21 protein-coding genes and 1 pseudogene are annotated in these 26,297 nt (G+C 73.1%); 14 read left to right on the top strand and 8 right to left on the bottom strand.

All coding sequences use genetic code 11. From position 1 onward, the window contains the following. Nucleotides 1–63: 63 nt before the first annotated feature. From ACFV1L_RS01605 to ACFV1L_RS01575, 7 genes are all read left to right on the top strand, one after another. A complete protein-coding gene (locus ACFV1L_RS01605; protein ID WP_035863390.1) occupies nucleotides 64–918 on the top strand; it encodes a bifunctional methylenetetrahydrofolate dehydrogenase/methenyltetrahydrofolate cyclohydrolase in 855 nt (284 codons plus the stop codon). A 17-nt stretch (nucleotides 919–935) separates the two neighbouring features. Beyond that, the gene (locus ACFV1L_RS01600; RefSeq protein WP_380361935.1) at nucleotides 936–1,334 is read left to right on the top strand and encodes a DUF3017 domain-containing protein; all 399 of its coding nucleotides are present in this window, start codon (nucleotides 936–938) and stop codon (nucleotides 1,332–1,334) included. Nucleotides 1,335–1,644: 310 nt separating this feature from the next. Then, nucleotides 1,645–2,637 carry a malate dehydrogenase gene (locus tag ACFV1L_RS01595; protein ID WP_380361933.1) on the top strand — a complete coding sequence of 331 codons (993 nt, stop codon included), beginning with the start codon at nucleotides 1,645–1,647 and terminating at the stop codon, nucleotides 2,635–2,637. A 73-nt stretch (nucleotides 2,638–2,710) separates the two neighbouring features. Further along, the gene (locus tag ACFV1L_RS01590; RefSeq protein ID WP_380361931.1) at nucleotides 2,711–4,024 is read left to right on the top strand and encodes a hemolysin family protein; all 1,314 of its coding nucleotides are present in this window, start codon (nucleotides 2,711–2,713) and stop codon (nucleotides 4,022–4,024) included. 30 nt (nucleotides 4,025–4,054) lie between these two features. Beyond that, nucleotides 4,055–5,092: a tryptophan--tRNA ligase gene (gene trpS, locus ACFV1L_RS01585; protein ID WP_380361929.1), complete on the top strand. Its 1,038-nt coding sequence runs from the start codon at nucleotides 4,055–4,057 to the stop codon at nucleotides 5,090–5,092. Then, nucleotides 5,092–5,649, top strand: a complete 558-nt coding sequence (locus tag ACFV1L_RS01580) for a 2'-5' RNA ligase family protein (RefSeq protein ID WP_380361927.1) — start codon at nucleotides 5,092–5,094, stop codon at nucleotides 5,647–5,649. The genes trpS and ACFV1L_RS01580 overlap by 1 nt, the downstream gene beginning before the upstream one ends. Before the next feature lie 160 nt (nucleotides 5,650–5,809). Then, on the top strand, nucleotides 5,810–7,558 hold the full coding sequence (locus tag ACFV1L_RS01575) for a Stealth CR1 domain-containing protein (protein ID WP_380361926.1): 1,749 nt from the start codon (nucleotides 5,810–5,812) through the stop codon (nucleotides 7,556–7,558). A gap of 100 nt (nucleotides 7,559–7,658) precedes the next feature. Here ACFV1L_RS01575 and ACFV1L_RS01570 read toward each other — a convergent pair whose 3' ends face one another. Beyond that, entirely contained in the window at nucleotides 7,659–11,237 is a 3,579-nt protein-coding gene (locus ACFV1L_RS01570) for a CDP-glycerol glycerophosphotransferase family protein (protein ID WP_380361924.1), read from the bottom strand. Nucleotides 11,238–11,379: 142 nt separating this feature from the next. Here ACFV1L_RS01570 and ACFV1L_RS01565 point away from each other — a divergent pair. The 3 genes and pseudogenes from ACFV1L_RS01565 to ACFV1L_RS01555 form a co-directional block, all read left to right on the top strand. After that, nucleotides 11,380–12,261 (top strand): annotated as a pseudogene (locus tag ACFV1L_RS01565) (glycosyltransferase family 2 protein); the annotation flags it as partial. Between the two features lie 11 nt (nucleotides 12,262–12,272). Next, nucleotides 12,273–13,223 (top strand): YihY/virulence factor BrkB family protein, encoded by a 951-nt coding sequence (locus ACFV1L_RS01560; protein ID WP_380361923.1) that lies wholly within the window; start codon nucleotides 12,273–12,275, stop codon nucleotides 13,221–13,223. An 87-nt stretch (nucleotides 13,224–13,310) separates the two neighbouring features. After that, nucleotides 13,311–14,186 carry a class I SAM-dependent methyltransferase gene (locus tag ACFV1L_RS01555; protein ID WP_380361921.1) on the top strand — a complete coding sequence of 292 codons (876 nt, stop codon included), beginning with the start codon at nucleotides 13,311–13,313 and terminating at the stop codon, nucleotides 14,184–14,186. Here the strand turns inward: ACFV1L_RS01555 and ACFV1L_RS01550 are convergent. Further along, nucleotides 14,183–15,487 (bottom strand): D-alanyl-D-alanine carboxypeptidase family protein, encoded by a 1,305-nt coding sequence (locus tag ACFV1L_RS01550; protein WP_380361919.1) that lies wholly within the window; start codon nucleotides 15,485–15,487, stop codon nucleotides 14,183–14,185. The genes ACFV1L_RS01555 and ACFV1L_RS01550 overlap by 4 nt on opposite strands. A gap of 146 nt (nucleotides 15,488–15,633) precedes the next feature. Between ACFV1L_RS01550 and ACFV1L_RS01545 the strand changes: the two genes are divergently transcribed. The 3 genes from ACFV1L_RS01545 to ACFV1L_RS01535 all read left to right on the top strand — a co-directional run bounded on the left by ACFV1L_RS01545 (nucleotide 15,634) and on the right by ACFV1L_RS01535 (nucleotide 19,125). Then, nucleotides 15,634–15,891 (top strand): SCO4848 family membrane protein, encoded by a 258-nt coding sequence (locus tag ACFV1L_RS01545; protein ID WP_380361917.1) that lies wholly within the window; start codon nucleotides 15,634–15,636, stop codon nucleotides 15,889–15,891. Nucleotides 15,892–16,002: 111 nt separating this feature from the next. Next, nucleotides 16,003–17,607: a hypothetical protein gene (locus ACFV1L_RS01540; protein ID WP_380361916.1), complete on the top strand. Its 1,605-nt coding sequence runs from the start codon at nucleotides 16,003–16,005 to the stop codon at nucleotides 17,605–17,607. Between the two features lie 177 nt (nucleotides 17,608–17,784). Continuing rightward, the gene (locus ACFV1L_RS01535) at nucleotides 17,785–19,125 is read left to right on the top strand and encodes a hypothetical protein (protein WP_380361914.1); all 1,341 of its coding nucleotides are present in this window, start codon (nucleotides 17,785–17,787) and stop codon (nucleotides 19,123–19,125) included. Nucleotides 19,126–19,182: 57 nt separating this feature from the next. On the opposite strand, the gene ACFV1L_RS01530 is transcribed toward ACFV1L_RS01535, so the two are convergent. The 6 genes from ACFV1L_RS01530 to ACFV1L_RS01505 form a co-directional block, all read right to left on the bottom strand. Beyond that, nucleotides 19,183–19,956, bottom strand: a complete 774-nt coding sequence (locus ACFV1L_RS01530; RefSeq protein ID WP_035863372.1) for a succinate dehydrogenase iron-sulfur subunit — start codon at nucleotides 19,954–19,956, stop codon at nucleotides 19,183–19,185. Continuing rightward, entirely contained in the window at nucleotides 19,956–21,698 is a 1,743-nt protein-coding gene (sdhA, locus tag ACFV1L_RS01525; protein WP_380361912.1) for a succinate dehydrogenase flavoprotein subunit, read from the bottom strand. The genes ACFV1L_RS01530 and sdhA overlap by 1 nt, the downstream gene beginning before the upstream one ends. A gap of 25 nt (nucleotides 21,699–21,723) precedes the next feature. Next, entirely contained in the window at nucleotides 21,724–22,212 is a 489-nt protein-coding gene (sdhD, locus tag ACFV1L_RS01520) for a succinate dehydrogenase, hydrophobic membrane anchor protein (protein WP_035863367.1), read from the bottom strand. Between the two features lie 6 nt (nucleotides 22,213–22,218). Next, nucleotides 22,219–22,599: a succinate dehydrogenase, cytochrome b556 subunit gene (sdhC, locus tag ACFV1L_RS01515; RefSeq protein WP_035863365.1), complete on the bottom strand. Its 381-nt coding sequence runs from the start codon at nucleotides 22,597–22,599 to the stop codon at nucleotides 22,219–22,221. Nucleotides 22,600–22,884: 285 nt separating this feature from the next. Further along, on the bottom strand, nucleotides 22,885–23,403 hold the full coding sequence (locus tag ACFV1L_RS01510; RefSeq protein ID WP_380362179.1) for a 2-oxo-4-hydroxy-4-carboxy-5-ureidoimidazoline decarboxylase: 519 nt from the start codon (nucleotides 23,401–23,403) through the stop codon (nucleotides 22,885–22,887). A gap of 232 nt (nucleotides 23,404–23,635) precedes the next feature. Beyond that, the gene (locus ACFV1L_RS01505; protein WP_380361910.1) at nucleotides 23,636–24,379 is read right to left on the bottom strand and encodes an SDR family oxidoreductase; all 744 of its coding nucleotides are present in this window, start codon (nucleotides 24,377–24,379) and stop codon (nucleotides 23,636–23,638) included. Nucleotides 24,380–24,564: 185 nt separating this feature from the next. On the opposite strand from ACFV1L_RS01505, the gene ACFV1L_RS01500 reads away from it, so the two are divergent. After that, the gene (locus tag ACFV1L_RS01500) at nucleotides 24,565–26,154 is read left to right on the top strand and encodes a methylmalonyl-CoA mutase (RefSeq protein WP_380361909.1); all 1,590 of its coding nucleotides are present in this window, start codon (nucleotides 24,565–24,567) and stop codon (nucleotides 26,152–26,154) included. Nucleotides 26,155–26,297: the final 143 nt, after the last annotated feature.

Below are 26,297 nucleotides of genomic sequence, written 5' to 3'. Positions count from 1 at the left end.
CACGAATGTGGCACAACCGCAACCCTTCGCGGGGGCGGAGGGCCGGGGTGGAGAATGGTGCCCATGACTGCCCAGATTCTCGATGGCAAGGCCACCGCGGCCGCGATCAAGTCCGAACTCGCCGTCCGCGTGGCGGCCCTCAAGGAGCGGGGCGTCGTCCCCGGCCTCGGCACCGTCCTGGTCGGCGACGACCCGGGCAGCCGGTGGTACGTCAACGGCAAGCACCGCGACTGCGCGGAGATCGGCATCGCCTCGATCCAGCGCGAACTCCCCGCCACGGCGAGCCAGGAGGACGTCGAGAACGTCGTCCGCGAGCTCAACGCCGACCCGGCCTGCACCGGCTACATCGTCCAGCTGCCGCTCCCCAAGGGCCTGGACCAGAACCGCGTCCTCGAACTCATGGACCCCGACAAGGACGCCGACGGCCTGCACCCGACCTCGCTCGGCCGGCTCGTCCTCGGCATCGACGGCCCGCTGCCCTGCACCCCGCTCGGCATCGTCGAACTGCTGCGCCGCCACGACGTCGCCATCGACGGCGCCGAGGTGGTCGTGGTCGGCCGCGGCATCACCGTCGGCCGCTCCATCGGCCTGCTGCTCACCCGCCGCAGCGAGAACGCCACCGTGACGCTCTGCCACACCGGCACCCGCGACCTCGCCGCGCACCTGCGCAACGCCGACATCGTCGTCGCCGCCGCGGGCGTCCCGCACCTGGTCAAGCCCGAGGACGTCAAGCCCGGCGCGGCCGTGCTGGACGTCGGCGTCTCCCGCAGCGAGGGCAAGATCGTCGGCGACGTGCACCCCGGCGTCGCCGAGGTCGCCGCCTGGATCTCCCCGAACCCCGGCGGCGTCGGCCCGATGACCCGCGCGATGCTCCTCAACAACATCGTCGAGGCGGCCGAGCGCCGCGCCGGCGTCTGACACCGGTGCCCGGCGTCATGAGGCGCACCCGCCGCCGCCCCGTCACCACCGAAGGCACCCTGCCGCCGGAGGGCTCCGCGGCGGCACTCGGCCGCGGCCACACCCTCCCCGTGCGGCAGTGGCCGATCACGCTGGTCCTCGCCGTCGCCGCCCTCGGGCTGCTGATCACCTGGGCCGGGAACTTCCGGCTCGGGCTGCTCGCCGTCGGCGCCGCGCCGCTGCTCGGCGCGCTGCTGCGACTCGGCCTCCCGGACGTCGGCATGCTCGCCGTCCGCAGCCGGTTCACCGACGTCACCCTGATGTTCGCGCTCGGCGGCGTGATCGTGCTGCTCACGCTGGTGGCCCAGCCCGGCCCGTGGCTGAACGTCCCGGTGCTCGACAACATCGGCCGGCTGATCGGGCACCCGGTGCACTGAGAGCACGGCGACGCACGACCAGGGGGCGCGGGGAACCGCGCGCGAACGAGGAGCGGGGGCCGGTCGGGTCGCGGTCGCGGGCAGGTCACTGTCCGCGTCGCGATCCTGCGGTTCTGCTCCTCGCTCGCGCGGTTCCCCGCGCCGCCGTTCCCGCGCCCGCCCGCTCCCGCGGCCCGTCCCCGCGCCCCTGTCCGTCCGCCCCATCGGCTTGCGATAGCCTGTCTCGGGTCTCTCGACATCGAGAGATCATCCTCGGCTCCAGCGCGCCGATGTGCCTGGGGCGCCTGGCGATCAGCTGGAGAAGGTAGATATGACTCGCACCCCCGTCAACGTCACCGTTACCGGAGCGGCCGGCCAGATCGGCTACGCGCTGCTCTTCCGCATCGCCTCCGGTCACCTGCTGGGTGCCGACGTTCCGGTGAACCTGCGCCTGCTGGAGATCCCGCAGGGCGTGAAGGCCGCCGAGGGCGTCGCCATGGAGCTCGACGACTGCGCGTTCCCGCTGCTGCGCGACATCACCATCACCGACCAGGCGAACGTGGCGTTCGACGGCGCCAACGTGGCGCTGCTGGTCGGCGCCCGTCCGCGCACCGCGGGCATGGAGCGCGGCGACCTGCTGTCCGCCAACGGCGGCATCTTCGGCCCGCAGGGCAAGGCGATCAACGCCCACGCCGCGGACGACATCAAGGTCCTGGTGGTCGGCAACCCGGCCAACACCAACGCCCTGATCGCCCAGCGCAACGCCCCGGACGTGCCGGCCGAGCGCTTCACCGCGATGACCCGCCTGGACCACAACCGCGCCGTCGCCCAGCTGGCGAAGAAGGCCGGCGTGACGGTCGAGGACGTCAAGAAGGTCACCATCTGGGGCAACCACTCGGCCACCCAGTACCCGGACCTGTTCCACGCGGAGATCTCCGGCAAGGCCGCGTTCGACGCCGTCGGCGCCGACCAGGCCTGGGTCGAGGACTTCTTCATCCCGAAGGTCGCCAAGCGCGGCGCCGAGATCATCGAGGTCCGCGGCGCGTCCTCGGCCGCCTCGGCCGCCAACGCCGCCATCGACCACGTGTACACCTGGGTCAACGGCACCCCGGCCGGCGACTGGACCTCGATGGGCATCGTCTCCGACGGCTCGTACGGCGTGCCGGAGGGCCTGATCTCCTCGTTCCCGGTCACCACCAAGGACGGCAAGTTCGAGATCGTCCAGGGCCTGGAGCTCTCCGAGTTCGACCGCAAGCGCATCGACGCCTCGGTCAAGGAGCTCGCCGAGGAGCGCGACGCGGTGCAGGAGCTCGGCCTCATCTGAGCGCCGCCCCACCACGTGTGAAGGAACGGCCGGGCGCCCACGGGGCGCCCGGCCGTTCTCCTACACTCGGGCCGTGAGCGAAACCCTGCAGGACGCCGCGCTCGTCCTGGTGTTCATCATGCTGGGCGGGCTGTTCAACGTCGCCGAGATCGCGCTGATCTCGCTGCGCGAGGGGCAGATCCGCACCCTGGAGGCGGCCGGTTCGCGCCGGGCCGCCCGGGCCGCGCACCTGGCGGCGGACCCGAACCGGTTCCTGGCCGCCGTGCAGGTCGGGGTGACGTGCATGGGCTTCCTGTCGGCCGCGTTCGGCGCCGACACGCTGGCCGGGAAGCTCGCCCCGGTGTTCGTCCGGGCAGGCCTGTCGGACGGGGTCGCGGACGCCGTCGCGCTGGTCGGCCTGACCCTGGTGATCTCCTACGCGTCCCTGGTGCTGGGCGAGCTGACGCCCAAGCGGATCGGCCTGCAGCGGGCCGAGTCGATCGCGCTGCTGGCCGCGCCGGTGGTCGACGTGATGTCGGTGGTGCTGCGGCCGGCGATCTGGCTGCTGGGCCGCTCCACCAACCTGATGGTGCGTCTGCTGGGCGGCGACCCGACCGCCGGGCGCGGCGTGATGAGCCCCGAGGAGCTCCGCGGCCTGGTCGCCGCCAACACCGAACTCGGCCCGGACGAACGCGAGTTGATCAACGAGGTGTTCGCGGCGGGGGAGCGGCAGCTGCGCGAGGTGATGGTGCCGCGCACCGAGGTGACGTTCCTGGACGGCGACCGGCTGGTGCGCGAGGTCCGCGCCGAGACCGACTCGTCCCCGCACTCCCGCTACCCGGTGGTGGAGGGCTCGTACGACGCCGTCACCGGCTTCGTGCACGTCCGCGACCTGTACGGGGTGCGCGGCGAGGAGGCGGCCCGGGTCCGCGACCTGGCCCGGCCGGTCAAGCTGCTGCCCGCCACCAAGCGGGTGCTGGAGGCGATGAGCGAGATGCGCCGCGAGGGCCACCACCTGGCCATCGTGGTCGACGAGTACGGCGGCACCGCGGGCATCGTCACCCTGGAGGACCTGGTCGAGGAGGTGATCGGCGAGATCCGCGACGAGTACGACGCGCAGGACACCACCGCGACCCGCCGGCTGGCCGGCGGCGGCATGGAGCTCGACGGCCTGCTCAACCTCGCCGACTTCGCCCAGGAGACCGGCTTCACGCTGCCCGAGGGCCCCTACGAGACGGTGGCCGGGTACGTGGTGCGCGAGCTGGGCCGGCTGCCGGAGAAGGGCGACCAGGTGGTCACCGGGTCCGGCGCGCGGCTCACCGTGGCCCGGCTCGACGGGCGCCGGATCGAACGGCTGCGGGTGAGCGCCGTCACACTGCCCAACCCCGGTGGGCCGGAGGTTTCCTGAGCGGGCGGGAGAACTGGAACAATGGGCGGCATGGTCAACGCAGCGGTCACCGGTCCGGTGAAGGACCGTCCCCGGGTGCTCTCCGGCATCCAGCCCACCTCAGGCTCCTTCCACCTGGGCAACTACCTCGGCGCGGTGCGCCAGTGGGTCGATCTGCAGGAGGCCAACGACGCCTTCTACATGGTCGTCGACCTGCACGCGATCACCGTCCCGCAGGACCCGGCGACGCTGCGGCAGAACACCCGGATCTCCGCCGCGCAGCTGCTCGGCGCCGGCCTCGACCCGGAGCGCTGCACGCTGTTCGTGCAGTCGCACGTGCCCGAGCACGCCCAGCTGGCCTGGGTGATGAACTGCCTCACCGGCTTCGGCGAGGCCTCCCGGATGACGCAGTTCAAGGACAAGTCCCTCAAGCACGGCGCCGACCGCACCACCGTCGGCCTGTTCACCTACCCGGTGCTGATGGTCGCCGACGTCCTGCTGTACCAGACCCAGACCGTCCCGGTCGGCGAGGACCAGCGCCAGCACCTGGAGCTGACCCGCGACCTCGCGGAGCGGTTCAACACCCGCTACGGGAAGACGTTCACCGTCCCCGAGCCGTACATCCTGAAGGCCACCGCCAAGATCCAGGACCTGCAGGACCCGACCGCGAAGATGAGCAAGTCCGCGGCCAGCGACAAGGGCCTGATCAACCTGCTCGACGCGCCGAAGGCCAGCGCCAAGAAGTTCAAGAGCGCCGTCACCGACACCGACACCGTCGTCACGTACGACGAGGCGAACAAGCCCGGCGTCTCCAACCTGCTGCAGATCCACTCCGCGCTCAGCGGGATGAGCATCGACCAGCTGGTCGCGCACTTCGAGGGCAAGATGTACGGCGCCCTGAAGACCGAGCTGGCCGAGCTGTTCACCGACTGGGTCGCCCCGTTCCAGACCCGCGTCCAGGGCTACCTGGACGACCCGGCCGAGCTCGACCGGGTGCTGGCCCTCGGCGCCGACAAGGCCCGTGCGGTGGCGTCCGAGACGCTCGACCAGGTGTACGACCGCGTCGGCTTCCTGGCGCCGAAGCGCTGATGCCGACGGCTGCCGCCCCCGACGGTGACGGTCTCGACGAGGCCGTCACCATCGGCGTGTCCATACACGTCCCGGAACCGTACGGCAGCCAGGTGCAGGACGCCCGGGCCGGCCACGGCGACCCGCAGGCCCGGTCGATACCCACCCACGTCACCCTGCTGCCGCCCACCGCGACCAGCACCGCCCTGCTGCCCGGGATCGAGGAGCACCTGCGGGCGGTGGCCGCCGCGCAGCGCCCGTTCCGGATGCTGCTGCAGGGCAGCGGCACGTTCCGGCCGGTCTCGCCGGTGGTGTTCGTCCGGGTCGAGGAGGGCGCGCAGGAGTGCCGCGAGCTGGAGGCGGAGGTCCGCTCCGGCCCGCTGGCCCGCGAGCTCGCCTTCCCCTACCACCCGCACGTCACCGTCGCCCACGGGCTGCCCGACGCCGTCCTCGACCGGGCGCAGGAGCAGTCCCGCGGATTCCGCGCCGTTTTCGAGGTCACCGAGTTCGTGCTGTCGATGTTCGGCGCGGACGGCGTGTGGCGGCCCTGGCGCAGTTACGCCTTCGGCCGAGGCTGAGCGTTCCACCTGGGGATTCCCGGAGTTGTCTGGGAGTCCTTTGCCATTTCTTCACCCTGCCTTTCGTCGTTGTTACTTTCGAAACGGATCATCGACGCGGCGGGAGAACGATGTGAGCAGGCGGTCGGTGCTCAGGCCGGCACGGCGCATGGCGGGCCGGATGCTCCGCTCGCTGGGCGTGCTGCCCGCGCCCCCGCCGCCGCCCGCCCCGGCCCCGCCGCCGCCGGACCCGCAGCGGGTCCGCGAGGACGAACTGCTCGCCGCCGACCGCCGCCTGGTGCGCCACCGCGGCCGGCTGGCCGAGCTCCGCGACGACCTGCTCGCCCCGCAGGCCCGCGAGGCCAACCTGACCGCCGCCGCCGGCGCGCTGGACGCCGCCGGCGTGCCCTACCTGCTGATCCCCGACCGCGGCCCGCGCCACCGGCTGGCCGTGCCCCCCGGGCAGCGGGAGCGGGCCCTGGCCGCCGTCGCCGACGCCTTCCCCGGCGCCGCCGTGTACGCCGCCCTGCTCGGCCACGGCAGCGTGCACCGCACCGTGCTCGCCGAGGACCTGCCGGCCGCCGTCGCCGCGCACGAACTGCCGCCGCCCGCGCCCGAGGCGCCGCAGGACGCCGCCGAGCCCGTCGAGCCGCCGGACCCGCCCGAGCGGGTCAAGGGCGTGCGGCTGTACCGGCCGGTGGTGACCGCCACCCGCACCCTCCACTACGGCCAGGACCACGGCTGCGACCTGGAGTTCTGGGACGCCGACGGGACGGCCGACGGCGCGGTCGCGTCGATCGACGCCACCCCGTTCGGCTGGTGGCTGCCCTCACTGGAGGCGGCCGGCACCGTCCGGGTCGGCGCCCGCGACTACCCGGTCGCCGAGCCGTTCCTGCACGCCCTGCCGGAGGACGTCCGCTTCCCGGTGGACGCCGTGATCACCTGGGTCGACGACAGCGACCCCGCCTGGCGCGAGCGCCGCGACGCCGCCCGCGCCCGGCTGTTCGGCGACCGCGCGCCGGACGGCGACCCCGGGCACGACGACGCCGACCACCGCTACCGCGACCGCGACGAACTGCGCCACTGCCTGCGCTCGATCGCCATGTACGCGCCCTGGATCCGGCGGATCTTCCTGGTCACCGACGACCAGACGCCGGCCTGGCTGGACCCGTCCGTGCCCGGCCTGACCCTGGTGTCGCACCGCCGGCTGCTGCCCGGCGGGCCGGTGTTCAACTCGCACGCCATCGAGACCGGGCTGCACCGGATCCCCGGCCTGGCCGAGCACTTCCTGTACTTCAACGACGACATGTTCCTCGGCGGGCCGGTCGCCCCCGAGGACTTCTTCCTCGGCAACGGGCTGCCCCGGGTGTTCCGGGACACCCGGATCGTCCCGCCGTCCGCCGGCGCCGGGTCCGCCGACGTGTACACCGCCGTCCAGCAGAACACCCGCCGGGCCCTCGAACGCGACCACGGCCGGGCCTTCACCCGGGTGCTCGCGCACGTCCCGTACGCGCTGCGGCGCACCCTGCTGGAGGACGCCGAACGGCGCTGGCGCACCGAGACCGAGGCCACCGGCCGCTCCGTCTTCCGGTCCGCGACGGACATCGCGCCCGTCACCCTGGCGCTGTACCACGCGCAGCTGCGCGGCGCCGCGGTCGACGGGGCCATCGCCCACGCCTACCTGGCGGTGGACCGGGCCGAGGACCGGGCCCGGCTGGTCCGGCTGCTGGAGGACCGCGACCTCAAGGTGTTCTGCCTGGCCGACGGCGCCGGCGACGGCAGCCCCGCGGACGAGCAGGACCGGGCGATGGCCGAGTTCCTGGCCGCGTACTTCCCCGTCCCCGGCCCCTACGAGCGCCCGGCCGCCCGCACCCCGGGCGGGCGGCCCGCGGTGGCGCTCCCGGTCCAGCGCGGCGCGGAGGTCGCCTGACGCGGCCGCGCGGAATTCCGCCGGCGCACGGAAAAGCCGGTTCCCACCCTCTCCGGAAGGGGGTGGGAACCGGCTTCTGTCCGTGTGCGATGCGTTTTCGCTATGCGCCCTCGGCGAGCAGCGCGTCCACCACCCGGGCGGCGGCGCCGCCGTCGTCCAGGTCGCAGTACGCCTCGCGGAACGCCTCGTACTTGTCGGCGTACTCGGCGGTCACCCGCGGCAGGTCGCCGAGCGCGGCGACCACCTCGGCGGAGGTGGACAGCAGCGGGCCGGGGGCCGAGGCCTCCAGGTCCAGGCTGAAACCGCGCAGGTTGTCGCGGTAGTGCGCCAGGTCGTAGGTGAAGAACAGCACCGGCCGGCCGGTGTTCATGAAGTCGAACACGGCGGCGGAGTAGTCCGTCACCAGCACGTCGGCGATCAGCAGCAGCTCCGCCATGTCCGGGTAGGTGCTGACGTCCCAGACGTAGCCGTTGCCGGCCTCCGGGAGCTGCCCGCGGACCACCTCGTGGCCGCGCACCAGCAGCACCTGGTCGTCGCCGAGCGCGGCCCGGGCCGCCGCCAGGTCGAGCTGCAGGTTCAGCTGGTAGCCGCCCTCGGGCAGCCGCCGGTCCTCGCGGAAGGTCGGCGCGTACAGCACCACCTGCTTGCCCTCGGGCAGGCCGAGCCGCTCGCGGACCCGCTCGGCGGTCTTCTCCCGGTCGGGCGCGAACAGCAGGTCGTTGCGCGGGTAGCCGCTCTCCAGCAGCTTCCCCCGGTAGTCGAAGGCGCGGCGCAGCACCGGCGCGGCCCAGCGGCTGCCCGCCACCAGCAGGCTCCACTGCGGCACCTCCTCCTTGAGGTGCTCCAGGTAGCCGGCGTCGGTGAACCAGACCTTCTCGAAGTCGGTGCCGATCCGCTTCAGCGGGGTGCCCTGCCAGGTCTGCAGGACCACCTGGCCCTGGCGGCGGCGGAAGTACGTCGGCAGGTGGGTGGAGGTGACGATGTACTTGGCCGTCGCCAGCGCCTCGAACCACTCGGGGGAGCGGTGCCGGACGCACTCGGCGGTCTGCGGCAGCTCGGCCTGCAGGTCGACGGAGGTCCACAGGTGGCGCAGCGGCTCGCCGCGGCGGACCAGCTCCTCGTGCACGGCCCGCGGCGAGTCGGCGTACAGGCCGCCGTCCGCGGCCCACCAGTCCTCGCGGACGGTGTGGTACAGCACCGTGTCGGTGAGCGGGCGCCGCTGCAGCTCGGCGAACGAGCGGCGCAGCTGCCGCTGCCGGTAGCCGCTGCGCTCGGCCGGGGTGAGCGGGTCGTGCGACTCCAGCGACAGGCTGTCGAACAGGCGGCGCTCCAGGGCGATCCGCTTGCCGCGGGCCTCGACCTCCAGCGGCAGCGTGTCGAACGTGGACGCGGCGAGCACCGCGGTCGGCCACTTGCTGTCGGCGGCGGCGCCGACCGGGCGGAACTGCACCGTCCAGGTGCCCTTGTGCAGCGGGACCCGGCCGGCGAAGGACGCGGTCGGCACGGCGGGCAGCGCGGCCCGGAACCTGCCGTCGGCGATCTCCACCGGGTAGGCGTGCTCCTCGCGGCGCTTGACGTGGTGGATCACCAGCTCGTAGCGGTGGGTGCCGGGCAGCGGGAAGGAGCCGCTGAGCACGAAGCCCTCGCCGTCCTTGGCCCGGGTGACCTCCTCGACGACGGGCTGCAGCACCTGGTCGCACAGCTGCAGGTAGCCGCTGGGGGAGGGCTTGGCGAACAGCGCGCGGGTGCCGCCGGCCAGCGGCAGGTGCAGCTCGACGGGCGCGGTGCGGTCGTCGAGGACGACCGGCAGTCCGGTGCCGTCGGTGAGCTTGAGCTCCAGGTCCCAGCGGTCCCGGGTGCGCTTCTCGGCGGCGGGGTCGAGGGCGTTCCAGGCCTCCCGGACGGCGGTCAGCTCGGCGACCGGGACCTGCGCGGTGAACGGGACGTCGCGGCCGACCGGGACGCCCAGCTCCAGCGCCGCGAACACGTCGCGCTCGGACTCGGCGTGCTTGAGCCGCAGTTCCGCGCCGGCCAGGTCGGCGCCGGAGCGGACCAGGCCGCGCAGCTCGACGGTGCCGCCCTGCGCGGTCACCGACACGGCGCGGGCCCGGACCCGCTCCACCCGCAGCAGCAGGTGGTTGTCGCGCTGCCAGGGCACGATCCGGACGTCGTCCTCGACCCACTGGGAGGGCGGGTACTCGGCGCGGTCGTGCCAGCCGACCGACACCCGGCCCTTGTAGATGCCGCCCTTGCCGGCGCCGGCCACCAGCACCCGCCAGGAGCCGTCCTTCCACTCGCCGCGGTGCTTGAACCGCTGCGGGTCGATGGCGGCGGAGAAGCCCGCCCAGTCGCAGCTGTACAGGTCGTGCGGGGAGCTGGCGGTGGCCTCCGGGCTGAACTCCGCCTTGGTCTGCACGGCCACCACGCGACGGCCCTTGGCCTCGCGCAGGATCAGCGCCTTGACCATGTCGTGCTTGTTCTCGGCGCCCAGGTGCTCCGGGAAGGCGTGCCCGGTCAGGAGCAGCTTGCCGTTCGCCCAGCGGGCCTCGTGCACCCGGGAGCGCATCACCAGGGCGTTGTTCAGCCGCAGCACGTCCGCGGGGACGCTCTTGCGGCCGCCGCGCAGGAACGGGTAGTCGGCGTACGGGCGGAGCAGGCCGCGGGCCGGGGCGGCGCCGTTGCTGTCCTTCTCGAAGCGCAGCTGCTCGATCAGCTCGTCCAGGCGGCCCTGCAGGGTCAGGTGGTACTTCAGGCGCAGCGGGGCGCGCAGCTTGCGGACCTGCTCCGGGCCGATCGCGCGGAGCAGCCGGCCGGCCGACTCCAGGTAGGCGGCGTTGTACTCCGGGTCGCCCTCCAGCACCGACCCGAAGAACATCGGGATCTCCTCGACGAGGTTGTTCTCGTCGTAGGACTGCAGGTACTTGCGGAACTTCGGGTCGCTCTGCTTGCCCAGCCACTCGCGGACCAGCTCCATCGACTTGACCCGGTCGATGACGCCCTTGGGGTTGGTCTTCATCTGGGTGATCGACATCTCGCCGACCTCCCGCTCGCGCCAGTGGTAGATCGGCTCGGCGAGCACGTCGACCCGGCGGGCCAGGTAGTGGTGCGGCACGGAGACCGGGGCGTCCTCGTACAGGATGCCCTCGGGGTAGAGCACGCCCGCCCGGTCGAAGAACGCGCGGCGGTACACCTTGTTCCACGCGGTGCGGTCGGTGACCAGCGCCGGGATCTCGGTGATGTGGGTGCGCAGCCGGGTCTCCGCGAACGGCTTGCGGTGGCCGCCCGACTGGTAGTGGCCGACGGCGCGGAAGCGCAGCACGTTGCCGGTGCAGAAGTCCGAGCCGGTCTCCTCCAGCGTGCTGATCATCAGCTCGTAGGCGGACGGCGGCATGGTGTCGTCGCTGTCGACGAACGCGAGGAACTCGGTGCCCTCGGAGATGTGCCGGTACCCGGTGTTGCGGGCCGCCCCCAGACCCTTGTTCACCTGCTGGACCAGACGGAAACGGGAGTCCTTCGCGGCGTACGCCTCCGCGATGGAGGCGCTGGAGTCCTTCGAGCCGTCGTCGACCATGACGCACTCGAAGTCGTCGAAGGTCTGGGCGGCGATCGAGTCCAGGCACTCCTCGAGGTAACGCTCGACGTTGTAGATCGGGACGACGACGGACAGACGGGGGGCCATCGGGAGCGCAGAGCCTTTCCTCAGGGAGTGCGGCCGGGTGGGCCCGGCCAAATGCGGAAAAGCCGGACCGGCACCGGCCGCGATCCTACCTCTCCGGGCTTGCTAGTCTGCGCCTGGCCAGGCCAGGTCAGGAGAGTGAGAGATGCCGCGGTTCAGCGTGATCGTGCCCGTCCACGCCGTCGAGGAGTACCTCCCGGCCTGTCTGGAATCGGTCCTGCACCAGACCTTCACCGATTTCGAGCTGATCGCGGTCGACGACCGCTCGCCCGACGGCTGCGGCGCCCTCCTCGACGAGGCCGCCGCCCGGGACGACCGGGTCACCGTCCGCCACCTGGAGCAGAACGTCGGCCTGGGCCTGGCCCGCAACGCCGGCCTGGAGCTCGCCACCGGCGACTACCTGCTGTTCCTCGACAGCGACGACACCCTCACCCCCGACCTGCTGGCCGCCGTCGACGCCCGCCTGCGTGCCACCGGCGACCCCGACCTGCTGGTGTACGACTACGCCCGCAGCTACTGGGACGGCCGGGTGGTGCGCTCCGCGTCCGCCCCCGTGTTCGGCCGGCCCGGCGCCGACACCTTCACCCTCGACGAGCGCCGCGACCTGCTCGACCTGCTCCAGGTGGTGTGGAACAAGGCCTACCGCCGCGAGTTCGTCCAGCAGCAGGGCCTGACCTTCCCGCCCGGGTACTACGAGGACACCCCGTGGACCTACCCGGCGCTGCTCGCCGCCGGGTCCATCACCCTGCTCGACCAGGTCGGCGTCCACTACCGGCAGCGCCGCGAGGGCGGCAACATCCTCGCCACCGCCTCCCGCAAGCACTTCGACGTCTTCGAGCAGTACGACCGGGTGTTCGCCTTCCTCGACGCCCGCCCCGACCTGGACCGCTGGCGGCCCGTCATCTACCGGATGATGCTCGGCCACCTCGTCACCGTGGTCACCAAGCCCGGACGCGTCCCGGCCGCCGACCGCCGCGAGTTCTTCCGCCGCGCCGCCGAGCACTGCTCCCGCCACCGCCCGGCCGGTATACAGCGGAGGTGGACTTCCTCACCAAGCTGCCCGTGATCGGCCCGGTGGTCGCCCGGGTGCTGCGCAGCCGCCCGTACCTGGTGTACCGGCTGTTCGCCGACGTGCAGGGCAACCGGCTGGCCGGGGCGGTCACCTTCTTCGGCTTCCTGGCGCTGTTCCCGCTGCTCACCGTGGCCCTGGCGATCGCACTCGCCACCCTCTCCGACTCCCGGGTGCACCAGCTCCAGGACAGGATCGCCGAACAGCTGCCCGGCCTGTCGGACTCGCTCGACCTGAACGCGATGGTCGCGAACGCCGGCACCGTCGGCCTGGTCTCCGGCGCGCTGCTGCTGATCTCCGGCCTCGGCTGGGTGGACACCATGCGCGGCGCCGTGCGCACCGTGTGGCGGCTGCCCGACGAGGGCGGCAACCCGGTCCTGGTGAAGGCCCGGGACTGCCTGGTGCTGCTCGGCCTCGGCGTGGTCTGCCTGGCCTCGCTCGCCGCGTCCGCGCTCGCCACCACCCTCGCGCACCGGATCGCCGACCGGCTCGGCCTCGACGGCGGCATCGGCCGCTGGCTGCTGTCCGCGCTCGGCTTCCTGATCGCGGTCGGCGCCGGCCTGCTGCTGTTCGCCTACCTGCTCGGCCCGTTCCCGCGGATCCGCGGCCAGCGCCGCCGGGCCCTGCTGCAGGGGGCGCTGATCGGCGCGGTCGGCTTCGAGGTGCTCAAGCTGGCGCTCTCCTCCTACCTGGGCTCGGTCGCCGGCCGCAGCCTGTACGGGGCGTTCGGCGTGCCGGTGGCCCTGCTGCTGTGGATCGACTTCGTCTCCCGGCTGCTGATGTACTGCGCCGCCTGGACCGCCCTGGCCGACCCCGAGGCCGCCCGGGCGCGGGCCGTCCGGCAGGCCGAGGACGCCCTCGCGAAGGCGAACGAAACGCCGAACCCGCCGGAAGGACGCCAGCCGGACAACGGAGCGTGATCCCGGTCACACTCTGCTGAGCCCGTGCACCGGGCCGACCGTACCGCCGGGGCGCCCCGCACCCCGGCCAGCTCCTCTGGAGGCCGCGTGTCCGTCACCGACACCACCGCCGCACCGGCCGTGCCCGCCACCCCGGCCGACGTCCCCGGCTGGTTCTTCCGCGCCGACCGCGAGGCGTTCGGCTGGCTGCTCGCCCGGCAGAGCGCCGCCCGCGTCACCGGCGACCTGCTGGAGATGGGCGCCTACCTGGGCCGCTCCGCCATCCTGCTCGGCGAGCACCTGCGCCCCGGCGAGACCTTCACCGTCTGCGACCTGTTCGACCTGGACGCGCCCGACGACGACAACTCCGCCGAGATGTCGATGTCCTACCGCTCCACCCTCACCCGGCGCGCCTTCGAGACCAACTACCTCGCCTTCCACGCCGAACTCCCGGTGATCGTGCAGGGCCCCACCTCGGTGCTGGCCGGCGGCCGGATCCCCGCCGACAGCTGCCGCTTCGTCCACGTCGACGCCTCCCACCTGTACGAGCACGTCGCCGGCGACATCCTGGTGGCCCGCGACGCCCTCGCCGGGAACGGCGTGATCGCCCTCGACGACTACCGCGCCCCGCACACCCCCGGCGTGGCCGCCGCCGTCTGGGAGGCCGTGTTCACCCTCGGACTGAAACCGGTGCTGCTCACCCCCGAGAAGTTCTACGGCACCTGGGGCGACCCCGACGCCGTCCGCGCCGACCTGCTCGCCCGGGACTGGCGCGCCGAAGGCTTCCGGCTCGACGAGGAGCACTTCGCCGGACAGCGCTGCCACCGCCTCGCCTGGGACGACCCCGACGGCCGCGGCGAGAACGGGGGCCGCCCCCGCCCCCGCCGCTCGCTCACCCGCCGGGTCCTCCTCGACGTCCTGCCCCCCGTCGCCACCCGGGCGGTCCGCCGCGCCCTGCAGGCCGGCCGCACACGGCGGCGCTAGCGCCGCGGCCCCGGGTTCCTCGGGTGGCGGGGCGGGCCGGGCGGGCGGCCGGGGAGGCGGGCGTCCCGCAGCGCCCGGAGGCGCAGCGCGCGCAGCCGCAGCAGGCCGGCCGCCGCCACGGCCGCGCACAGGCCGACCGCCGACCAGGTCGCCGCGCCCGGCCCGTCCGCCGCGGCGTGCCCGGCCTGCACGGCGTCCGGCCGGGCGGCGGCCCGGTCGGGGGGCTGCTGCGCGGGCGGGGCGGTCGGCGGTTCGGCGGCGGGCGGCGCGGAAGGGGCGTCGGTGACCGGCCGGGCCGGGGCCTCGGTGGCCTCGGCGGGCGGCGCCTGGTCGTCGGCGAGCACGCCGACCGCGGTGACCTTGCCGACCGCGGCGAAGCCCCAGTCGAGCAGCGAGGCCGCCTCGTCGTACACCTTCGGGCTGCTCGTCGGGTGCATCACCGTCACCAGCAGGGTGTGCCCGTCGCGTTCGGCCGCGCCGGTGTACGTCGCGCCCGCGTTGGTGGTGTAGCCGTTCTTCACGCCGATCAGGCCCGGGTACTTGCCGAGCAGCCGGTCGGTGTTGGCGATGCCGAAGCTGCCGCGCTGCCCGGTCTTCTTGTCCACCGCGCCGGGGAACTGCGCCGAGCGGGTCGCGCAGTACCCGCGGAACTCCGGCATCCGCAGGCCGGCCCGGGCGAACAGCGTCAGGTCGTACGCCGAGGTGACCTGCCCGTCCATGTCGTAGCCGTCCGGGGTGACCACGTGGGTGTCGCGGGCCTGCAGCTGGTCCGCGCGGGCCTGCATGTCGGCGACGGTCTTCGCCACCCCGCCGTTCATGTGCGCGAGCACGTGCACGGCGTCGTTGCCGGACGACAGGAACACCCCGCGCCACAGGTCCTCGACCTTGTAGTCCAGGTCCTCCTTGATGCCGACCAGGCTGCTGCCCGCGCCCATCCCCTGGAGTTCCGCCCAGGTCACCCGGTGCACCTCGTCGGCCTTGAACCGGGGCAGCACGGTGTCGGCGAACAGCATCTTCAGGGTCGAAGCGGGCGGCAGCTGCGCGTGGGCGTTGAACGCGGCGAGCACCTCGCCGCTGGTCGCGTCCGCCACCATCCAGGACTTGCCGGTCAGGCTGCCCGGCAGCGGCGGCGCGCCGGGCCCCGGCGCGACCTGCACGCCCGCCGCGCCCAGCCGGTCGCCGCCCACCACGGCGGGCGGCGGGGCGTCACCGGTCGCGGCGCTCGCGGTCACCGGGCCCGTCACGAGCAGCACCAGGGCGGCAGCGGACGAACCGTGGACGATCCGGCGGATTATCTGCATTCCGGGAAACTAACCCGCACCCCCCGGCCGACCGCCGTCCCGCCGCCGGAGCCGCCGCCCGTCGCCACGAACGAGTACCGGCGGTTGCTCCGAACGGCGGGCGCGCATACTGGACGGGCCACCCGCCTGCCGCGAAGGACCCCGTCATGAAGCTCAGCCGCCCGGTCTCCTGGTTCCTCACCGCCTTCGGCGCCTGGTCGGTCATGATCTGGACGACCTTCGCGAAGAACCTCTGGAAGGACTCCGGCGGCCAGGCCTTCGTCAACGGCGACCACTCCCAGCCGACCGCCTTCTTCTGGGTCCACCTGCTGCTCGCCGTCACCTCCCTGCTGCTCGGCCTCGGCATCGGCTGGATCGGCGTCCGCGGCCTGCGCGCCCTGCGCCGGGCGGCCGCCGCCCAGTAGCCGCCCGGGCTGCGGAGATTCTGCTTGCGCGCAGGTCACGCCGGGTGTCAGGATGCCCGGCCGGGCAGGTGACCGACCTGCCCGGGCAACGCTTCCTGGGGGGAACTCCCGATGTCCCGCGCCACCTCTCCGCGGCTGCTCGCCGCCTGCGCCACCGCGGCCCTCGCCGCCGGCCTGTTCGCCGCGCCCGCCGCACAGGCGGTTCCCGGCCACGCCGTCACCGGCCCGACCGTCCGGTCGACGCCGAGCCTGGCCGGTGACGGCTGCGACGCCACCGGCACGCCCGGCTGGCTGACCACCGCCTCCCCGGTCCTCACCGCGCACACCACCGCGCCCTCCGCCCGCTTCAAGGTGTGGGACGCCGCCGGCACCAAGGTGTTCGACGACACCGCCGCCACCGCCGCCGACGGCACCGTCCAGGTCACCGTCCCCGGCCTGGCCGACGGCGCCGGCTACACCTGGCAGGTCTGGCCGGACTTCCAGCCCGGCTCCGGCGCGCCCACCGAGACCTGCCGGTTCGGCGTCGACACCGCCGCGCCCGCCGGCCCCGCCGTGGCCTCCACGGACTTCCCGGAGGCCGGCGGCGGCAAGTACGCCGGCCAGAACGGCGTCTTCACCTTCTCCGCGACGGACGCGTCCTCCGGCGTGGTCTGCTTCCGCTACGTGCTCGACAACACCCCGGGCGTGGGCGGCTGCGCCCCCGGCCAGGGCGTCGTGGAGGCCGCCGCCGACGGCACCGCGAGCGTCACCCTCAAGCCCGCCGCGTGGGGCAGCCACACCCTCACCGTGCAGGCGGTCGACCGGGCGGGCAACGCCGGCGGGCCGGTCTCCTACACCTTCTACGCCCCGTCGAACCCGAACCCGCCGAAGGCCCTCGGCGACGTCGACAACGACGGCGTCCCCGACATCCTGCTGCCCGACTCGCAGGGCAACCTGCTGGTGATCGGCGGCGGCACCGGCAGCACCGCCCCGACCACCGTCGTCCCGGCCGCGCAGGCGCCGATCGGCGGCAGCTGGAGCGGCCTCCAGGTGGTCCACAAGGGCTGGAGCGGCGGCGGTGCGCCCGCCGACACCGTGTACGTCCGCGACGCCGCCCCCGGCAACTCCGGCTACCTCTACCAGTACGTCAACCAGGGCGGGCTGCCGCTCGGCACCCGGTCGCCGTCGCTGGTCGGCCACGCCACCTCGTGCGTCGACGCCGCCAAGCTCGCCGTCGCCTGCCCGGCCGACCACAGCACCAGCTACAAGGACGTCCAGCAGCTGGTGGCGTTCGGCTCCGTGGAGGCCGCCAACCCGAACGGCATCACCCTGCTGGACGTCGAGCAGGGCAACCTGTGGCTGCAGCGCGACCCGTCGCGGTTCGGCAAGTCCACCCAGCTCACCACCGCCGGCCTGTGGAACGGCTACGACCTGGTCGCCCCCGGCCCCGACGCCGACGGCAACCTGGCGCTGTGGTCCCGCGAGCAGGCCACCGGCACCCTGCGGGCGCACGCCGTGCCGAAGCTCGCCGACGGCAGCTACGACTACTCCGGCCTCGCCGACCCGGCGAACGGCACCGTCATCGGCAGCTTCCCGGTGGCCGACTACCCGACCCTGGGCAGCTCCGGCGACCTGGACGGCGACGGGCAGGCCGACCTGTACGCCGTCACCGCCGGCCGGCACCTGGTGACGTTCAAGGGCGTCGCGAACCCGAAGGACCTGGGCGCGCTGGCCTGATCCGACGTCAGGGGGCCCGTTCCGGCCACGGCCGGGGCGGGCCCCCTGGAACGTCCGCGTCCTGGCCTCTGGAGGTGGCCGAATCCTGCTGCTAGCCTGCCCGGCACGACTTCCGGGCGGATGGCGGCGAGGGGCCGGCGGCCGGGCCGGGGAGCAGGGGATGTGGGAGGCTCCGCGATGAGCACCAGCACCACCCTCGGCGACACCCGCCCCGAGTGGGCGCAGCGCCAGGAACGCGAACGGCGGCACCGCCGCGCCAAGTCCCGGCTGCGGCTGCCGTTCGCGGCGGCCGCGGCCTGCCAGGCGGTCCTGCTGCTGTGGTGGGCCGCCGGGTACCCGGCGTTCACCGGGGGCGGACCGACCGGCGCACCGCTGTACGACGCCGCCGTGCGCGCCCTGCACCCGGGCGCGGTGACGCTGGCCCAGACCGTGGCGGTGGCGTTCGCACTCGGGTACCTGGTGGCCGCGCTGGCCCGGTTCGGGGTGCGCGGCCGCTGGTCGGGCCCGGTCGCCCTCGCGCTGGCCGCGCTGCCGCCGACCGGCAGCCTGGTGGTCTCGCTCAGCCCCGAAGTGCCGTTCACCGCAGGCGCGTTGCTGCTCACCGCGGCCGGCCTGCGGCTGCTCGCCCGGCGCGCCGGAGGCACGCTGCAGCGGGGCGGCCCGGCGCAGCGGCTGGACCTGGCGGTGCTGTTCGGGGCCGTCGCGCTGCTCGCCCTGACCGGCACCCGGGGCGCGGGCGCCGCGCTGGTCGCCGCCCTGGTCCTGGTGGCGGCGCTGCCCCGGGTGCGGGTCCGGCTCGCGCTGCTCACCGCCCTCGCGCTGGCCGTGCCGATCGCGCTGGCGCTGCTCGGCCACCCGGCGGCCCGCACCGGCGACCTGCACACCCTGCGCGCCGCCGACCTGGCGCTCGCCCGGCACCGCGACCCCGGCGGCGCGGCGCCGGCGGCCGTCGCGCCGCCCGCCGCCTGGGACGCGGCCGGCGCGGACTGCTCGTCGACCGCCGCCCTCACCGACCGCTGGGACGCCGCGGCCGCCCGCCGCGACCAGGACGGACTCGCCACCGCCTGGCGGCAGTTGCTGCGCGACCACCCGGACCGGGTGCTGGACGCCCGGCTCTGCCGGGGCCGCCTCGCCTGGTCGGTGTGGGCGGCCGCCGACGGCCCGCACGCGGCCACCGAGGTGCCGGAGGCGTCCCCGTCCTCGCCCGGCCTGCTGCGGCCGCTGCACTCCGCCGCCGCGTGGAGCCGCACCCTGCTGCGCGCCCCGCAGCTGGACTGGCTGCTGTGGCGCGGTGCCCTGTGGGCGTACCTGGGCCTGGCGGCGGCCCTGCTGTACGCCTGGCGGCACCGGCTGCCCGCGGTCGTCCCGGTGGCCGGCGCGGCCGTCCTGGGCACCCAGCTGGCGCTCACCGCCGCCGCGGCCGGCCAGGACTACCGGACGATGGCCGCGGCGCTGTTCCTCGGCCCGCTGCTGCTCACCCTGGCCACCGTCAGGAACGGCCGGGGCCCCGCCTCCTGACGACGCGGAAGGGCCCGCCCGGAGCGCACTCCGGACGGGCCCTTCGACAGCGCTGGACTAGAAGCGACGCGTGACGAGCGCGCGCTTCACCTCCTGGATCGCCTTGGTGACCTCGATGCCGCGCGGGCAGGCCTCCGAGCAGTTGAAGGTGGTGCGGCAACGCCACACGCCCTCACGGTCGTTGAGGACCTCCAGGCGCTGCTCGGCGCCCTCGTCGCGGGAGTCGAAGATGAAGCGGTGCGCGTTGACGATCGCCGCCGGGCCGAAGTACTGGCCGTCGTTCCAGAACACCGGGCACGACGAGGTGCAGGCGGCGCACAGGATGCACTTGGTGGTGTCGTCGAAGCGCTCGCGGTCGGCCTGCGACTGCAGGCGCTCGCGGGTCGGCTCGTTCCCCGAGGTGATCAGGAACGGCATGACGTCCTTGTACGCCTGGAAGAACGGGTCCATGTCCACGATCAGGTCCTTGAGGACCGCGAGGCCCTTGATGGCCTCGATCGTGATCGGCTTCTCCGGGTTGACGTCCTTGATCAGGGTCTTGCACGCCAGCCGGTTGCGGCCGTTGATCCGCATGGCGTCCGAACCGCAGATGCCGTGCGCGCAGGAGCGGCGGTACGTGAGCGTGCCGTCCTGCTCCCACTTGATCTTGTTGAGCGCGTCCAGGACGCGCTCCTTCGGGTCCATCTCCAGCTGGTAGTCCACCCACACCGGGTCCGGGTGCTCCTCCGGGTTGAACCGGCGGATCCGGAAGGTGACGCTGATCAGCTGGACGCTGCCCGCCTCGGCCGCGTCCAGCGCGGCCGAGTGCGTCTCGACGGTCGGAGTGGACATCAGTACTTACGCTCCATCGGCTGGTAGCGGGTCTGCACGACCGGCTTGTAGTCGAGGCGGATGGAGGTGGAGCCGTCCTCGGCCACCTCGCGGTACGCCATGGTGTGCTGCATGAACTTCACGTCGTCGCGGGTCGGGAAGTCCTCGCGGTAGTGACCGCCGCGGGACTCCTCGCGGGCCAGCGCGGAGACGACCAGGACCTCGGCCAGGTCGAGCAGGTTGCCCAGCTCGATGGCCTCCAGCAGGTCGGTGTTGTAGCGCGAGCCCTTGTCCTGGATCGAGACGTTCTTGAAGCGCTCCTTGAGCGCCGCGACGTCCTCGACGGCCTGCTGCAGCGTCTTGCCGGTGCGGTAGACGGACACGTTGGTGTCCATCGACTCCTGCAGCTCCTTGCGGATCTGCGCGACGGACTCGGTGCCGGTGGACTCCCGCAGGCCCTCCACCATGGCCTCGACCAGCGCGCCCGGGTTCGCCGGCAGCTCGACGAAGTCGTGCTTCTCGGCGTACTCGGCGGCGGCGATGCCCGCGCGGCGGCCGAACACGTTGATGTCCAGCAGCGAGTTGGTGCCCAGGCGGTTGGCGCCGTGCACCGACACGCACGCGACCTCGCCCGCGGCGTACAGGCCCGGGACGATGTCGGTGTTGTTGGCCAGCACCTCACCCTCGACGTTGGTCGGGATGCCGCCCATCGCGTAGTGCGCGGTGGGCTGGATCGGGATCGGGTCCGTGTAGGGCTCGATGCCGAGGTAGGTGCGGGCGAACTCGGTGATGTCCGGCAGCTTGGCGTCCAGCTGCTCCGGCGGGAGGTGCGTCAGGTCCAGGTAGACGTGGTCGCCGTCGGGGCCGCAGCCGCGGCCGGCCCGGATCTCCGAGTAGATCGCGCGGGAGCAGACGTCACGGGACGCCAGGTCCTTCATGACGGGGGCGTAGCGCTCCATGAAGCGCTCGCCGTCCTTGTTGCGCAGGATGCCGCCCTCGCCGCGGGCGCCCTCGGTGAGCAGGATGCCCATGCGCCAGATGCCCGTCGGGTGGAACTGGAAGAACTCCATGTCCTCCAGCGGCAGGCCGCGGCGCAGCGCGACGGCCTGGCCGTCACCGGTCAGGGTGTGGGCGTTCGAGGTGACCTTGAACATCTTGCCGGTGCCGCCGGAGGCGAACACCACGGCCTTGGCCTGGAAGACGTGGATCTCGCCGGTGGCGAGCTCGTAGGCCACCACGCCGGCGGTCTTGCCCTCGTTGATCAGCAGGTCGAGGACGTAGAACTCGTTGAAGAACTCCACACCGTGCTTGACGCAGTTCTGGAACAGCGTCTGCAGGATCATGTGGCCGGTGCGGTCCGCGGCGTAGCAGGACCGGCGGACCGGGGCCTCGCCGTGGTTGCGGGAGTGGCCGCCGAAGCGGCGCTGGTCGATCCGGCCCTGGTCGGTGCGGGAGAAGGGCAGGCCCATCTTCTCCAGGTCGAGGACCGCGTCGATGGCCTCCTTGCACATGATCTCGGCGGCGTCCTGGTCGACCAGGTAGTCACCGCCCTTGACCGTGTCGAAGGTGTGCCACTCCCAGTTGTCCTCCTCGACGTTGGCGAGCGCGGCACACATGCCGCCCTGCGCCGCGCCGGTGTGGGACCGGGTCGGGTAGAGCTTGGTCAGGACCGCGGTGCGGCTGCGCTGCGTCGACTCGATGGCCGCGCGCATGCCGGCGCCGCCGGCGCCGACGATGACGGTGTCGTACTGGTGAATCTGCATGGGGTCAGTCGCCTCTGGTGGCTCGTCAGATGTTCGGGTCGAAGGTGAAGATCACCAGGGTGCCGAGGACCACCGTGAAGACGGTCGCGACAGCCAGCAGGCCCTTCAGCCACAGACGAGTGGCGTCCTTCTCCGCGTAGTCGTTGATGACGGTGCGCATGCCGTTCGAGCCGTGCAGCATCGCCAGCCACAGCATCAGCAGGTCCCAGATCTGCCAGAACGGGGAGGCCCAGCGGCCCGCCACGAAGGCAAAGCTGATCTTCGAGACGCCGCCGTCCAGCATCAGGTTGATCAGCAGGTGGCCGAGGACCAGCACCACCAGGACGACACCCGACAGGCGCATGAACAGCCAGGCGAGCATCTCGAAGTTGGTGCGGGTGCGGCGCGGGGTCTTCTTCGTGCGGGCCCGGGCGGGCTCCACCACGAAGGCGTCGGCCGGGTTGCCGGTGCCCAGGCCCTGGCCCGTGTGGGCCTGCAGCGAGGGGACCACCAGGTCCTTGGTCTCAGCGGACATGCGGGATCAGCCCCCGAACCAGGTGCGAAGGGTGTGCTGCAGAACGGGGTAGAAGGCGCCGCCCATCAGGACGATCCAGATGCCGACCACGGTCCACAGCATCTGCTTCTGGTACTTCGGGCCCTTGGCCCAGAAGTCGACGGCGACGACCCGCAGGCCGTTCAGGGCGTGGAACAGGATGGCGGCCACCAGGCCGTACTCCATCAGGTTCACCAGCCACATCTTGTACGTGGCGATCACCGAGTCGTACGCCTCGGGCGACACCCGCACCAGGGCGGTGTCCAGGACATGTGCGAACAGGAAGAAGAAGATCAGGACGCCGGTGACTCGGTGAGCCACCCAGCTCCACATGCCTTCCCGGCCGCGGTACAGCGTTCCAGCCGGCACGGAAAACCCTCCGGAAGCGGTTTGGGGGCTCGGCCGGCTTTCTGTCGGTCAGCCCGGCCGGATACGGTCCACCGGCCGCGAGCATCCTATCGACGCGCCGTCCCGCGCCGCCGTCGGGGGCCCCTGGTGTGATCAATCAGGCACGCACGGCCTAATCGGAACGGGAACCCGCACCCTCCGTGAGCACGCGTGCGCGGTGCGTGTGCACCGAACGGGTGGCGAACGCCCCGGCGCCGGCGCGTTCACTCCGACGAATGAAAGCGCCGCGGGCGCGCCGGCGCCGGGTCAGCTCTTCACGGCCACCAGGTGCTCCAGCCGGGACAGCGCTATCCGGCGCAGCTCCTCGGCCGAGACGAGGCGCTCCTCGTCGGGGTCGTTGGCCAGCCGGGTGCGGATCGAGGTCAGCACCGCGTCCAGCATCTCCTCCGGGTCCACCCCTTCCAGGCAGACCACGAAGACGTGGCCGAACCGCGCCTCGTACGCGGCGTGCGCGGCCCGCAGCGCGGTGCGCGCCGCCTGGCTGCCGGGGGCGCGCATGCCGAGCAGCGGCTGCGGCATCCAGCTCTCGTCCGCCAGCGCCTCGGCGAGGTCGGCCGGGCGCAGGTCGTAACTGGCCTCGCTGGCGGCCGCGAGCAGCGACGGGATGTCGGGGTAGGGGCGGTGGGCGGTCAGGCGCAGCGCCCAGCGGTGGCTGCCGCAGCAGGCGAGCAGCGCCTCCTCGACCGCACCGGAGTCGGCTTCGTTGAACCGGTGGAGTCCCAGCAGGGACGGGTCCGTCCGCGCGTCCAGGCGCTGCGGCGGGATGTCGCTGGCCAGCGGATCCTCCTCGTGAGGGCGGGAAGGGGGGATGCTGCAGAGACAGGGAAGCGTGCGGCGGCGCCGCCGCGCGGGGCCGTTGCGGCTCGGCGGGGCAGCGCCTCCACGGTAGTTGAGGGTTCATCAGTTGTGGAGGCGGCGGGCCGATTTCATCCGATCGAGCTATCAAGTTGTGACCCGCCGCCGTTTCCGTTCCCGACCGCTCCCGGTGGAGCGCGGTTCAACCGGCCCGGTGCACCTTGTGGTTGGCGGCCTGCGCCCGGGGCCTGACCACCAGCAGGTCGATGTTCACGTGCGGCGGACGGGTCACCGCCCAGGAGATGGTGTCCGCGACGTCCTCCGAGGTCAGCGGCCGGTCGACGCCCGCGTACACCGCCTCCGCCTTCTCCCGGTCGCCGCGGAACCGGGTCAGGGCGAAGCCCTCGGACTTCACCATGCCCGGCGCGATCTCGATCACCCGCAGCGGCTCGCCCACGAGTTCGAGGCGCAGCGTCTGCGCCACCGAGTGGACGGCGTGCTTGGCCGCCACGTAGCCGCCGCCGCCCTCGTACGCGGCCAGCGCCGCCGTCGAGGAGACGATCAGCACGGTGCCGTCGCCGGTGGCGCGCAGCGCGGGCAGCAGCGCCTGGGTCAGGTGCAGCACGCCGAGCACGTTGACCTCGTACATGGTGCGCCAGTCCGCCGGGTCGCCCGCCTCGACGCTGTCCGCGCCGATCGCGCCGCCCGCGTTGTTCACCAGCACGTCCACCCGGCCGACCTCGGCCGCGAACGCGTCCACCGCGGCCCGGTCGGTCACGTCCAGGGTGTACGCGCGGGCGCCGAGCTCCTTCGCCAGCGCCTCGATCCGCTCGGTGCGGCGGGCGGTCAGCACCACCTGGAAGCCGTCCGCGGCCAGCCGGCGGGCGGTCGCCGCCCCGATGCCGCTGCTGGCGCCGGTGACCACGGCCACCTTCTGCTCGCTCATGTCCCACTCCTCGTGTGTTCGGCCCGTGTTCGGTGCAGCGATCATCCCAAGGAGCGGTCGGCCGGTGTTGTGAGCAAGCTCCCAGCCGTGGCATCTGTCTGGCCGTGGGGGGCGCGACTACATTGCGTATCCAGCCGAGCCGTTCGTCGGCGCTGACCCTTCACCATCTTCCGCGGAGGACCCCCATGGCAGCCGAGCCCCGCCGCACCGAGTCGGGCCTGCCGATCGAGCCGGTGTACGGCCCCGAGACCCTGGCCGGCTTCGACGCCGCGAGCCGGCTCGGCGCCCCCGGCCAGTACCCCTTCACCCGCGGCGTCTATCCGACCATGTACACCGGCAAGCCGTGGACGATGCGCCAGTACGCCGGCTTCGGCACCGCCGCCGAGTCCAACGCCCGCTACAAGCAGCTCATCGCCAACGGCACCATGGGCCTGTCCGTCGCCTTCGACCTGCCGACCCAGATGGGCTACGACTCGGACGCGGCGATCTCGCACGGCGAGGTCGGCAAGGTCGGCGTCGCCGTCGACAGCGTCGAGGACATGAGCGTGCTGTTCGGCGGCATCCCGCTGGGCGAGGTCTCCACCTCGATGACCATCAACGCCCCCGGCTCGCTGCTGCTGCTGCTCTACCAGCTGGTCGGCGAGGCCCAGGGCGTGCCGTCGAACCGGCTCACCGGCACCATCCAGAACGACGTGCTCAAGGAGTACATCGCCCGCGGCACGTACATCTTCCCGCCCAAGCCCTCGCTGCGGCTGATCGCCGACGTGTTCCAGTACTGCCGGGCCGAGATCCCCAAGTGGAACACCATCTCCATCTCCGGCTACCACATGGCCGAGGCCGGGGCGAACCCCGCGCAGGAGATCGCCTTCACCCTCGCCAACGGCATCGAGTACGTGCGCACCGCGGTCGCCGCCGGCATGGACGTGGACGACTTCGCGCCCCGCCTGTCCTTCTTCTTCGTCTCCCGCACCACGCTGCTGGAGGAGGTCGCCAAGTTCCGTGCCGCGCGCCGGATCTGGGCCCGCGTCATGAAGGAGGAGTTCGGCGCGAAGAACCCGAAGTCGCAGATGCTGCGCTTCCACACCCAGACCGCCGGCGTCCAGCTGACCGCCCAGCAGCCCGAGGTCAACCTGGTCCGGGTCTCGGTGCAGGCGCTCGCCGCGGTCCTCGGCGGCACCCAGTCGCTGCACACCAACTCCTTCGACGAGGCGATCGCCCTGCCGACCGAGAAGTCCGCGCGGCTCGCGCTGCGGACCCAGCAGGTGCTGGCCTTCGAGACCGACATCACCGCGACCGTCGACCCGTTCGCCGGCTCCTACGTCGTCGAGGCGATGACGGACGAACTGGAGGCCGCCGCGCTGGAGTTGATGGCCAAGGTCGAGGACATGGGCGGTGCGGTCGCCGCGATCGAGCAGGGCTACCAGAAGGGCGAGATCGAGCGCACCGCGTACCGCATCCAGCAGGAGCAGGACTCCGGCGCGCGGACCGTGGTCGGCGTCAACCGCTTCCAGCTGGCCGAGGAGGAGCCCTACGAGCCGCTCCGGGTCGACCCGGCGATCGAGGCGCAGCAGGCCGAGCGGCTCGCCCGGCTGCGCGCGGACCGGGACTCGTCGGCGGTGGACCGGGCGCTCACCTCGCTGCGCAAGGCCGCCGAGGGCAGCGACAACGTGCTGTACCCGATGAAGGAGGCGCTGGCCGCCCGGGCGACGGTCGGCGAGGTGTGCGACGCGCTGCGCGGCGTGTGGGGCACCTACACGCCGGTGGACCGCTTCTGACCCGCGCGGGCGCGGAACGCGGAAGAGGGGTGGGGGGGGGGGGGGCCCCCCCCCCCCCCCGCAGGGGGGCCCCGGGGAGGGGTTGGGGGGGGGGGGTTATTATTACAAGAGACCGGGGGGGGGGGAATGAAAAAAAAAGGAGG

The sequence above is a fragment of the Kitasatospora sp. NPDC059646 genome (genome assembly GCF_042734615.1).
Lineage (GTDB): Bacteria > Actinomycetota > Actinomycetes > Streptomycetales > Streptomycetaceae > Kitasatospora.
This window is presented reverse-complemented; position numbering and strand designations above follow the sequence as displayed.

What these genes read in the sequence shown, in the direction of transcription:
- ACFV1L_RS01530 (WP_035863372.1), bottom strand. Translation starts at nt 19,956, where the DNA reads ATGTCCACTCCGACCGTCGAGACGCACTCGGCCGCGCTGGACGCGGCC.
- ACFV1L_RS01595 (WP_380361933.1), top strand. Translation starts at nt 1,645, where the DNA reads ATGACTCGCACCCCCGTCAACGTCACCGTTACCGGAGCGGCCGGCCAG.
- ACFV1L_RS01580 (WP_380361927.1), top strand. Translation starts at nt 5,092, where the DNA reads ATGCCGACGGCTGCCGCCCCCGACGGTGACGGTCTCGACGAGGCCGTC.
- ACFV1L_RS01575 (WP_380361926.1), top strand. Translation starts at nt 5,810, where the DNA reads ATGCTCCGCTCGCTGGGCGTGCTGCCCGCGCCCCCGCCGCCGCCCGCC.
- ACFV1L_RS01540 (WP_380361916.1), top strand. Translation starts at nt 16,003, where the DNA reads ATGTCCCGCGCCACCTCTCCGCGGCTGCTCGCCGCCTGCGCCACCGCG.
- ACFV1L_RS01500 (WP_380361909.1), top strand. Translation starts at nt 24,565, where the DNA reads ATGGCAGCCGAGCCCCGCCGCACCGAGTCGGGCCTGCCGATCGAGCCG.
- ACFV1L_RS01605 (WP_035863390.1), top strand. Translation starts at nt 64, where the DNA reads ATGACTGCCCAGATTCTCGATGGCAAGGCCACCGCGGCCGCGATCAAG.
- ACFV1L_RS01545 (WP_380361917.1), top strand. Translation starts at nt 15,634, where the DNA reads ATGAAGCTCAGCCGCCCGGTCTCCTGGTTCCTCACCGCCTTCGGCGCC.
- sdhD (WP_035863367.1), bottom strand. Translation starts at nt 22,212, where the DNA reads ATGTCCGCTGAGACCAAGGACCTGGTGGTCCCCTCGCTGCAGGCCCAC.
- ACFV1L_RS01550 (WP_380361919.1), bottom strand. Translation starts at nt 15,487, where the DNA reads ATGCAGATAATCCGCCGGATCGTCCACGGTTCGTCCGCTGCCGCCCTG.
- ACFV1L_RS01600 (WP_380361935.1), top strand. Translation starts at nt 936, where the DNA reads ATGAGGCGCACCCGCCGCCGCCCCGTCACCACCGAAGGCACCCTGCCG.
- ACFV1L_RS01570 (WP_380361924.1), bottom strand. Translation starts at nt 11,237, where the DNA reads ATGGCCCCCCGTCTGTCCGTCGTCGTCCCGATCTACAACGTCGAGCGT.
- trpS (WP_380361929.1), top strand. Translation starts at nt 4,055, where the DNA reads ATGGTCAACGCAGCGGTCACCGGTCCGGTGAAGGACCGTCCCCGGGTG.
- ACFV1L_RS01535 (WP_380361914.1), top strand. Translation starts at nt 17,785, where the DNA reads ATGAGCACCAGCACCACCCTCGGCGACACCCGCCCCGAGTGGGCGCAG.
- ACFV1L_RS01505 (WP_380361910.1), bottom strand. Translation starts at nt 24,379, where the DNA reads ATGAGCGAGCAGAAGGTGGCCGTGGTCACCGGCGCCAGCAGCGGCATC.
- sdhA (WP_380361912.1), bottom strand. Translation starts at nt 21,698, where the DNA reads ATGCAGATTCACCAGTACGACACCGTCATCGTCGGCGCCGGCGGCGCC.